The following is a 10,781-nucleotide window of genomic DNA, read 5'->3' as shown; positions in this document are numbered from 1 at the left end:
TTTAAAAGTTAATGGAATTGATAAAGTACCAACATTTTATGTTAATGATCCAGAATCACATTTTATAGATGTTTACTTTCCGGAAACTCAAAATGCCTCGTTGAAGTGGAAATTTAAGACATTGCCCAATTGGATTCAAGTAAGCTCTTCTTCAGGTCATTTTTTTCCTGATGATTCTGTGCTGTTGGAAGAAAGAATATCGCTTTCCGTTGATTGGAGCAAATGGGAAAAAGCAGGAAAACCTGCTTCGGATTATTTGGTAATTCAGGGAGACGGTTTTGAGAAAAAGATTTTAGTAAATGTTTCCGATAGTTATACTAATGTTCCAAAAAATGCAATAGTAGAAAAGAATGGTTTAGCAGTACTTTATGCAGAAAGTTTTGTAAATAACAAGCCTTTTGAAAATCTAAAATGGGAAGCATTGAAAGGATTCGGTCATTCTAAAACAGCAATGCAGGCTACGCCTTTAAATAGTTTACCGGTTACTGATTATGAAAAGACTGCTGTATTAGAATATGAAATTTTTGCTGAAACTATTACCAATAATGCCGAATTAAATTTGGTAGCTATACCTACTCATCCTCTGGATGTAGATGGGAAAGTTAGAATTGCCGTGCAATGGAATGAGGAACCAATCAAAATTTTAGATTTCAAAACCGAAGGAAGAAGCAAAACCTGGAAAGAAAATGTGTTTACTAACAAGGCAATAAACAAAATGAAAGTTGCCATTAAAAACCAGGGGAAGCAAAGATTGAAAATTTACAGAATCGATTCTGGAGTGGTGTTGGATTATATGGTCTTGAAGACCAATAAAGGAGCTTTGCCTTATCAATTGGGAAAAGAAAGTAAAATACGGTAAGACTATCCGTAAAGGGTACCAAATATTTTTCTCGCCACAGATTACACGGATTTCCATGGATTATATTTGAATTTTAGTTGAAATCTGTGCCAATCTTTTTAATCTATGGCAAATTTTGTTTTTAGGTACTAATCACGGATAGTTATGAGATATAAAAATTATATCAATTATGGATATAGTAGTCTGTGCAGATAAAACAGAAAAATTTAAACCATTAAGAAATGTTAAGTTTCATTAAGTCTTAATTTTCTAAATGGTTTAAAAACAAACTGTTATGTAATCATAAAAGGTGTAAGTAACTATTTAGCCAGTTTGTCTTCAACGGATCGATTGCCTCCAGCTTTAGCTGGAGGGATAAAATTGGTAGATCTTTAATGGCTTTAGCCAAAAAAATACAGCTTTTCGGCTAAAGCCAATTTACATTCAATACTATAACTTCTGCTAAAGCTGGAAGCAATTGAAAATGAACAGTCATAAAAATAATTTTAATCGATGCACTTTACTAAGAATAATTTGAAAATAGTTTTTACCGCGTTGTTTTTGGTCATAAATGTTTTTGGTCAGGAATCGCAAAAGATATTTTCGGTTGCTCAATATAAATCCGATAAGCAATGTGCCATTAGTTTTACTTTTGATGACGGGCTTGAGGAACATTATACATTGGTTTTTCCAAAGTTGGAAGAACTAGGGTTTAAAGCTACTTTTTGGGTGAACGGAAATACCATTAATGAGGGTGAATCAGGCAGAATGAAGGAAAAACCAAGAACGACTTGGAACCAATTAAAAAAAATGGCTCAAAAAGGGCATGAAATATCTAATCACGGCTGGACCCATAAGCAATTGACCAGATGTACTCCAGAAGAAATGCGTTATGAAATAGAGTATAATGATAGTGTTATAGAAGCTAAAATTGGTATAAAACCAATTACTTTTTGTTATCCAAATAACAGCAAAAACAGTAAGGTAATTGAGGCTGCTTCTAAAAATCGTGTTGGGACCCGAATTGAACAATTCCAAAGGGGAGGTAAATCGACTCCGGAAATACTTAATGCGAAGATTGATACTATTTTAAAAAATTATCAATGGTACGCCACCATGATTCATGGTATAAGCTATGGCTATGATGCTTTCAAGGGTGTTTCGATTTTATGGAATCATTTGGATCAGGTAAAAGCTTTGGAAGATGAAATATGGGTAGGGACTTTTAGGGATATTTCAGCATATACTAAAGAACAACAATCAATACAATTAAAACTAAAACAGCAAGGTGAAAAATGGATTATAGTCCCTAATTTGCCATTAGATAAAAAACTTTTTAATGTTCCTTTAACTATGATTGTTAATAAAGAAATCTTATCCAACTGTAGTGTTAAGCAGCAAGGTAAAAAAATAAAAACAAGCAATTTACCGGATAAAATTCTCTTTGATTTTGATCCTTATGGGGGAGAAATTATTGTTAAAGGAAAATGACGGATAATCGTCTCTCATTTTAATTTTTTTGTTCCAAAATATCTATTCTGATATCGGTTGAGAAGTTAAAAATTACAGCGATTTTGCTCAAATTGTATTAAAATCTGAAAAGAATAAATGGGACGCTATAACTTTTATAATAAAAAACAAAAATAAATTAATTATGAAAAGCTTAAGGAAAAGCTTCTTGTCGCTTTGTGCTATCAGCTTATTTTTCAATGCCAATGCACAAAAAAAACAGGAAACATTAGAATTCAATTTCGGAGAAAAACTTAAAAGAAATTCAGGTATATTGATAAACAAAGTAATTGAATATACCGATATTTTAGGCTATGGATTCGATTTTCAATCGGATAAAAATCTAACCTTTAATAAGAAATCAATTTCGGCTCAGAGTCCGTTTTATTTTTCAGTAAAATTGCCTGAAGGGAATTATAGTGTTGAGGTAGTTTTAGGAGGTAATTTAAAGGCTGTAACCACAGTAAATGCAGAATCAAGACGATTGATGTTACGTGAAATACCAACAGCTGCTAATGAGACAAAACCAGAACGTTTTATTGTAAATGTGAGAACGGGAGAATTTAATGGAAATAGAAAAATTAGTTTAAAACCTGGTGAAATCAATGGTTTGAACTGGGATAATAAATTGACTTTGGAGTTTTTGGGAACACCTAATATCCAAAGTATTAAAATCACTCCGGTTTCAAAAATTAAAACACTGTTTATAGCCGGTGATTCTACTGTTACCGATCAAGGGAACGAGCCTTGGGGTTCATGGGGGCAGTACTTTCCAAATTATTTGACTACAGATGTGTCAGTGGCCAATTATGCCTGTTCCGGTTTGGCTTTGAGTTCATTCAAATCCGGAAAACGTTTGGATAAAATTTTATACCTGATGCAACCGGGCGATTATCTTTTTATAGAATTTGGTCATAATGACGAAAAAGCCAAAGGCGAAGGCAAAGGTGCCTGGGGACAATATACCACTTTATTAAAAGAATTTGTCACAAGAACCAGAGAAAAAGGAGGGATTCCGGTATTGGTAACACCTACACAAAGACGTCGTTTTAATGCTGATGGAACTTTGCAACCTACTCATGGTGAATTCCCTGATGCCATGCGTAAAGTCGCAGCCGAAATGAAAGTACCTTTGATAGATGTTACTAATATGACGACATTCATGTATGAAAGCTGGGGCGACGAACTTTCGAAAAAAGCTTTCGTATTTTATCCTGCTAATACTTTTCCAAATCAGGAAAAAGCTTTAGCCGATAATACGCATTTTTGTAGTTTTGGTGCTAATGAGGTGGCTAAATGTGTGGTGCAGGGAATTAGAGATTTGAATTTGAATATTGCCAAAAATATAAAAACTACAGTATCTGAATATGATCCTAAAAAACCTTCTCAGCCGAGTGAATGGACGGTGCCGGCTAGTGTTAGAATCGAAACAACTAAACCGGATGGGAATTAAGATGAGATTATAAATGCTATCGATATTAGTTAATAGTTATGAATATAAAATTGAGAATAGTATTAGAATTAATGATTTGTTTGTTGCTTAATATTGGAACTTTTTATGGGCAAAAAGTAAATTCAAACAACACTTTAGATTTATATTTACTAATAGGTCAGTCAAATATGGCAGGTCGTGGAGTTATTGATGACGAAAGCCAGCATACTTCAGAGAATATTCTAACGCTGGACAAAACGGGTAATTGGGTAGTTGCTAAAGATCCGCTGCATTTTGATAAACCTTATGCTGGTGTTGGTCCCGGGTTAAGTTTTGCTCAAGCGATGTTAGAAGATCAAGGGAAAATAAAAATTGGATTAATTCCCTGTGCCTGGGGCGGTTCTCCCATTAAAGTTTGGTCGTCTGGGGCGAAATATTTTGAAAATTTTCCTTATGACGAAGCTATCGCAAGAGCGAAAATAGCGATGCAAAAAGGACAGTTAAAAGGAATTCTTTGGCATCAGGGAGAATCAGATAATGATGCTTCCAGATCAGTAGTATATTTCGAGAAATTAAAAGAATTGATTGCTAATTTCAGAAAGGATTTGAATGCTCCTAATCTTCCATTTATAGCGGGAGAAATTGGCCGTTTTAACCAAGCAGATTATATTAACAAAATAGTAAACACACTTCCAACGGAAGTTGAAAATACAGCAGTAGTTTCTTCAGAGGGCTTGGTGGATAAAGGAGATCAGCTTCATTTTGATAGTGCTTCAGCAAGAGAATTAGGAAAACGATATGCCGAAGCAATGAAAAAAATATTAAAAGAAGCTTCTTCTGCAACTTCAAAAAAAAGACCCAAAATTGTTCTCACATTTGATGATGCCGAGATTACGCATTATCGCAATGTGGCACCTCTGCTAAAAAAATATGGTTTCAATGCTACTTTCTTTGTGTGCGAGTTTCCGATAAAAAAATCCGGGCAAGAAAATGAATACATGACTTGGAAACAAATTAAAGAATTGCATCAACAAGGATTTGAAATTGGAAATCATACGGGGCATCATAAAAATTTAACTAAATTATCGCCAGACGATATGAAAAAAGAAATAGCCTATATTGATGAAAAATGCCAGGCATTTGGCATTCCGAAACCAGTTTCATTGGCCTATCCTGGAAATCGAAATGATAGTATTTCGCAGCGCATTGTAAAAGAAATGGGATATAAATACGCTAGAGCAGGCGGTGCCAAAAACTATAATCCAAAAACGGATAATCCATTTGCCATTCCGAGTTTTACGGTTATTGACTCAGAAAAGTACAAAGCGAGAACATTAAATGGTTTAAAAAATATTCAAAATGATGAAATTTTGGTACTAACATTTCATGGCGTTCCCGATGTGTTAGATCCAGATTATTCCACTTCGATTGAACTCTTAGATGAAATTTTTGCTTTTATAAAAGAGAAAAAATATAAAGTAGTCGCTATGAGAGATTTGTAGACAGGTTAGATTTAAAGAACTAAATAGAAAATAAAAAACACTTGTAAAAAAGATTTTGCAAGTGTTTTTTGTTTTAAAAGGTATTGACTTTAATTATTGAAATCCTCTTTTAGTCAGAACAGATATTTGAATTCAATTTTAAATTGGGCAATTGATGATTTTAAAATGAGTTTGTTAAAAAAAAGCACACAATATACCATTTTGGCAATAGTTGATAACTTTTGGCAATTATTGATACGTTGATAAACTCTTGTAATATCTAAGTTTGTTTCATTATTAACCAACCAAAATTATTTTATGAATAGAAAATTACTAAAAAACAATCTTCTGCGGGGGATTGTTATGGTCTTCTTTTTAGGAGCCATTCATGGTGTGACAGCTCAGACAAATTATTCCTGGGTAGGTGCAGCTTCTTCTGATTTTTCAACTTTTGAAAATTGGAATCCTGTACCATCGGCTTTTACTACTTCTGATGTTTTCACTATTACCGCTACGGGCAATAATGGCAATCAGATAATCAACTCGGCAGCAATTAACTGTAGACAAATTTCTTTAGGAAAAGGGGTAACTTTTAATGTAACTCAAAATATCACAACACCAAGTTCAGCTACGACTTCGGTAAATGGGACATTAAATATCAATAGTGGTACCGTTAATAGTGCAAAATTGTATGTTGGGAACTCATCATCTGCACCGGGTATTATAAATGTTAATTCAGGGGCTAATTTGATTGGGAATAATGTATGGCGTTTAGGTGTGTCTGCTGCAGGTACAATTAATATCAATGGGGGAACATTAACTTTGGGTACAGCAGGAAGTTTAACGGTAGGATATAGCAGTAGTCATGCTGGTGTAATTAATGTCAATTCCGGAACATTCAAAGTAAATTATTCTTCTTTTTCATCATTATCAATTAATACTACAGGTTCTATTACTATCGATGCCGGAAGTATCGTAATTCCTGGCGATCAAACTATAGCGGTTCAGGCGTTTGTTGATGCTAATAAAATAAAAGCATCAGGGGCAGCATTAGTATCAGGAAAACCCATTTCAAGTAAGTATGATTTTGAGTCTAATACAACAACAGTTATTGCAGGTCAATTTGTAAACAATGCTCCTGTAGCGGTTGCTGATTCGTTTATCGTAGCACTTAATGGAACTGCAACTGTTTTAGACGGAGGGAAAACATCTGTGTTAGCTAATGATACTGATGTAGAGAAAGAAATTTTAAATGCTGCTTTAGTTAGTAGTCCAGTTAATGGAACTTTAACTTTAAATTCAGATGGAACATTTAGTTATGTTCATAATGGTTCAAACACTACAACTGACAGTTTTTCTTATAAAGCTAATGATGGCAATTCTGATAGTAATGTTGTAAATGTAAATATCATTATATCTCATGTTCCAAGGCCAGCTGATTTAAGTTATACTACGCCAAATGTGTTTACAAGAAGTGTGCATATAGCTCCATTGCATCCAACAGTTGGAGGTGGAGCAGTTGCTTCTTATAGTATTAGTCCGGCTTTGCCGGCAGGTTTGAGTTTGAATACTACAACAGGAGTTATTAGCGGAACTCCAAGAGCTGTTTCGGCTGAAAATGAATATACAATTACTGCAACCAATATAGCAGGAAGTGCTACGGCTAATGTTACTGTTACTGTAAATGATTATCAAGGAGGTGGTCCAAATACAAGACCAATGGAGTATCTTGATCGTGGTTTAGTTGCTTTAGGAATTAAAAATGGAGTTTATCTTTCCTGGAGAATGGTAGGTTCAGATAATCCTGATATAGGTTTTAATTTATATAAAAATGGAACTAAATTAAACACAAGCCCAATAACTTCATCAACAAATTATGTAGATCCTGGCGGATTAGTTTCAGATTTATATAAAGTAGAGGCAATTTCATCATCAGGAAATCAAACTTCTCCAGAAGTTACAGTATGGCCGTATGCACCTTCTATTGACCCCGGAAGACCAAATTTAGCAAGATTAGAAATTCCAATTCCTGCAGCTCCTGGCCCGGATTATTTTGCAGGAGATATGTCTGTTGGAGATTTAGATGGTGATGGTCAGTATGAGCTGATTTTTGAATGGGAACCTATCTCGAATCCTGACAATGCCTATTTAGAAGCGATTGATTTAAAAGGAAATAGTTTGTGGAGAATAAGTTGTGGACCTAATACTACTTATAATGGTATTGCTTTTATGGTATACGATTTAAATGGCGATGGAAAATCTGAAGTAGCTTGTGTAACTGCTCCTGGTACTAAAGACGGTTTAGGGAATTATTTAAGTACAGGTCCTGCAGCAACTGATGATGATGCTATGATTATACCTAGAATTTCAGGACATTTAATGGAAGATCCTTCGTATGTGACTGTTTTTAATGGACAAACAGGAGCAGAAATGACAACAGTTAATTATCCTATTCCTATAGGACCAAGAGAAGACCACGAAGCGACTTGGGAAGATAATTATGGTAAAAGAGCACAATCTATAAAGTCAGCAGTTTTGTACGATAAGGATAAAGGTCCGTTAGTGGTGTTTTGTCGCGGAATATATTCCAGAATTGCTATGGGAGCCTATACTTGGGATGGAAATAATTTAAAACAGGAATGGGAATTCGATAGTAATAAATTACCAGAACCGTATTATAGTTTGTATAGAGGAGAAGGGAATCATGGTGTTACCGTTGCAGATGTAGATGGTGACGGATCTGATGAATTGATGTATGGCGCTTGTGCAATAGATAATGATGGTAAAGGTTTGTATGCTACCGGAAGAGGTCATGGTGATGCACATGCTTTGGGTGATTTAGATCCGGACAGACCTGGTATGGAATATTTTCAACCCCACGAAAACAGCACTTATGGAGTTTCATTTCGTGATGCTGCAACTGGAGAAATTATTTGGGAAATTTTAAGCCCTGCTGACGTAGGTAGAGCATGGGCTGCAGATATTACAGCCGATAATCCGGGTTTTGAAATATCTGTAGTAGGTGATTATATTGATAATGGTAAGACGGATCAAAGTTCTGTATTTGATGTAAAAGGAAATCCTTTAACTTATAATTATAATGCTTATTATCAGCCAGTTTATTTTGATGGTGATATTCAACGAGAGTTGAGAAATAATACAGGAATTGATGATGTGAATAATGGAGGCAGACTTTTAACAGCCTGGTATTATGGTGCGAGTTCAATACACTCAACTAAACAAGATGCTAATTTAGTAGCTGATATTTTAGGAGACTGGAGAGAAGAAGTTATTTTTGTAAAATCTGACAATAGTGCCTTTGTTCTTTTTTCATCTTGGATTCCTACAGAGCATAAAGTATATACTTTAATGCATGATCCTGCCTACAGAATGCAAGTAGCTACTCAAAATATTGGCTACAATCAGCCAGCAAATTTAAGCTACTATTTGCCAAATGGTTCTCCTAAACCAGATATTAGAGTTATCGACAACATTCCTCCATCTGTATCAACTATAAACAGATTAGCACCTGCTAACGCTACAACTAATGCAGAATCTGTTGTTTATCATGTTAATTTTTCAGAAAATGTAACCGGAGTTGATATAAATGATTTTACTCTTACTCCAACCGGAAACGTTGCAGGAACTATAGCTGCTGTAACTGCTGTAACTTCTAAATCATATGATATTACCGTAAATAATATTAGCGGAGACGGAACTTTACGTTTAGATCTTAATGCAGATAATAGTTCAATTATTGATGAAGCCAATATTACTTTGGCAGAAGGTTTTACAAATGGTGAAATTTTTACTTTCGATCATACTAATCCAAGTATCATTGCTGCCGCTGATGTTATTGTTAGTTCAGACAATGAAAATTGTGAGGCAACAAATATTGTTTTAGCAAATCCTGAAACCAGTGATCTTAACAACGTAGAAGCTGCCACTAACGATGCCCCAAATACATTCCCGGTAGGAACTACAATAGTTACCTGGAGCGTTAAAGATGGTGTAGGTAACAGCAGTACAGCTACTCAAAAGGTAATTGTACAGGATACTCAAAAACCTTTAATAACTGAGTCTGTTTCACAATCGTTCTGTTATGATGAAAATAATAATTATGTTATCCCAACATTAGCTGCAACTGATAATTGTGGTATTGCCTCAATAAGATATGTTATAAGCGGTGCTACTTCCAGAAACGGTGATGGTAATGATGCCAGCGGAAACTTGAATGTAGGTGAATCTGTCATCACTTGGACAGTTATTGATATTCATGATAATCAAAGTACTGCCAGCAATACTGTGACTGTTAATGCTCCTTTAGCTGTAAATATCCCTGATGTATATGCAATGAACCCAAGTATTGACTTGGTTAACACATTATATCATGGTTATGGACCAACATCTCTTTCTTTGAATGCAATAGCTCAAGGAGGAACAGGGATATATAGCTATTTATGGAGTACAGGCGAAACAAGTTCGTCCATCAATGTAAGTAGTGCAGGAACCTTCACCGTAACTATAACAGATGAGAAAGGGTGTGCTACCGAAGCATCAATAGTAATTAATGTCTTAGATGTTAGTTGTGGAAATAAAGGGGATAAAGTACTGATTTGTCATAACGGAGTTGATTTGTGTGTGGCTTCATCTGCTGTTGAGGCTTATTTGGCTCATGGATGTAAATTGGGGTCTTGTGCGACAATATCACAAAAGCAAGAACCAACGGTTGAGGTGTTAGCTTATCCTAATCCTACAACAGGAGAGTTTGCAGTACAACTTAGTGGTTACAAATCGTCTAAAGCAAGTATTGTAATTACTAATATTATTGGGCAATTAGTAATGCAAAAAGAAGTTAGTTTAGTAGATGGAAAGCAAGTTGTTTCATGCAACCTGACTAATCATGTAAGAGGGATTTATCTTTTAAAAGTACTAAGTGCTGATGGGGAAAATAACTTAAAAATAGTGCTTGAATAAATAATAGTTTATTGTAGCAATTTTTCTTTAAGAAAGACTGTTCAAAAAGAAATTTTTGTACAGTCTTTTTTGTTTAATTTATGAATAGTTACATTATTGATGGTATTTTGGAATCCCGATCAAAATTACATTTTTGTGTCTCCCTTTCTAAAAACCCCAAAAAATCGAAATTTATTTTGGTTTTTTTTGGGGTTTTTAATACAGTTTTTGTTTCAGCTTTTTTAACCTTGAATGCACTTGATATAGATTTTTGTACATAAGGTTAAGAATTATTTTATGATGCTTTGAATTTTCATTTTAGAAAAAGAAACCTCTATGGTTTCTATGGGGGTATTATCTATTCGAGCAGAGAAGATTAAAGAATCTTTCTTCTTGAAATATTCATTGGTAAAAAGATAGTTGTTTAAAGCATCTCCCTCTTCCATAAAATTCTGAACATTTTCTGATTAGAACTAAATGATCTCTTATTGATTTTTCAGAACTTTTTGTAAGTATTGTCTAATGTTTTACAGGAAATATTTTTGGAAGGGTTGCCATCAGGAAC

The 10,781-nt window shown here is 34.5% G+C and carries 6 protein-coding genes; 5 read left to right on the top strand and 1 reads right to left on the bottom strand.

The features are described 5' to 3' along the window. The 5 genes from H599_RS20935 to H599_RS20405 form a co-directional block, all read left to right on the top strand. Window positions 1-859: hypothetical protein (locus H599_RS20935; RefSeq protein ID WP_026714936.1), on the top strand; the 859-nt coding region annotated here is incomplete at its 5' end. Window positions 860-1,351: 492 nt separating this feature from the next. Beyond that, window positions 1,352-2,329: a polysaccharide deacetylase family protein gene (locus H599_RS0115365; protein WP_035141750.1), complete on the top strand. Its 978-nt coding sequence runs from the start codon at window positions 1,352-1,354 to the stop codon at window positions 2,327-2,329. Window positions 2,330-2,492: 163 nt separating this feature from the next. Beyond that, window positions 2,493-3,800, top strand: coding sequence for a rhamnogalacturonan acetylesterase (locus H599_RS0115360; protein ID WP_026714934.1), 1,308 nt, complete (start codon window positions 2,493-2,495; stop codon window positions 3,798-3,800). Window positions 3,801-3,850: 50 nt separating this feature from the next. After that, on the top strand, window positions 3,851-5,281 hold the full coding sequence (locus H599_RS20410; protein WP_211253760.1) for a sialate O-acetylesterase: 1,431 nt from the start codon (window positions 3,851-3,853) through the stop codon (window positions 5,279-5,281). Between the two features lie 297 nt (window positions 5,282-5,578). After that, window positions 5,579-10,237: a rhamnogalacturonan lyase family protein gene (locus tag H599_RS20405; RefSeq protein ID WP_051590770.1), complete on the top strand. Its 4,659-nt coding sequence runs from the start codon at window positions 5,579-5,581 to the stop codon at window positions 10,235-10,237. A gap of 269 nt (window positions 10,238-10,506) precedes the next feature. Here H599_RS20405 and H599_RS21110 read toward each other — a convergent pair whose 3' ends face one another. Further along, window positions 10,507-10,662: a PcfJ domain-containing protein gene (locus tag H599_RS21110; protein WP_211253759.1), complete on the bottom strand. Its 156-nt coding sequence runs from the start codon at window positions 10,660-10,662 to the stop codon at window positions 10,507-10,509. Between the last annotated feature and the right edge of the window lie 119 nt (window positions 10,663-10,781).

The organism is Flavobacterium daejeonense DSM 17708 (genome assembly GCF_000425425.1).
In the GTDB taxonomy this organism is placed as follows: Bacteria; Bacteroidota; Bacteroidia; order Flavobacteriales; family Flavobacteriaceae; genus Flavobacterium; species Flavobacterium daejeonense.
This window is presented reverse-complemented; position numbering and strand designations above follow the sequence as displayed.

Coding starts and splice junctions, on each gene's coding strand:
- H599_RS0115365 (WP_035141750.1), top strand. CDS start 1,352: ATGCACTTTACTAAGAATAATTTGAAAATAGTTTTTACCGCGTTGTTT.
- H599_RS0115360 (WP_026714934.1), top strand. CDS start 2,493: ATGAAAAGCTTAAGGAAAAGCTTCTTGTCGCTTTGTGCTATCAGCTTA.
- H599_RS20405 (WP_051590770.1), top strand. CDS start 5,579: ATGAATAGAAAATTACTAAAAAACAATCTTCTGCGGGGGATTGTTATG.
- H599_RS21110 (WP_211253759.1), bottom strand. CDS start 10,662: ATGGAAGAGGGAGATGCTTTAAACAACTATCTTTTTACCAATGAATAT.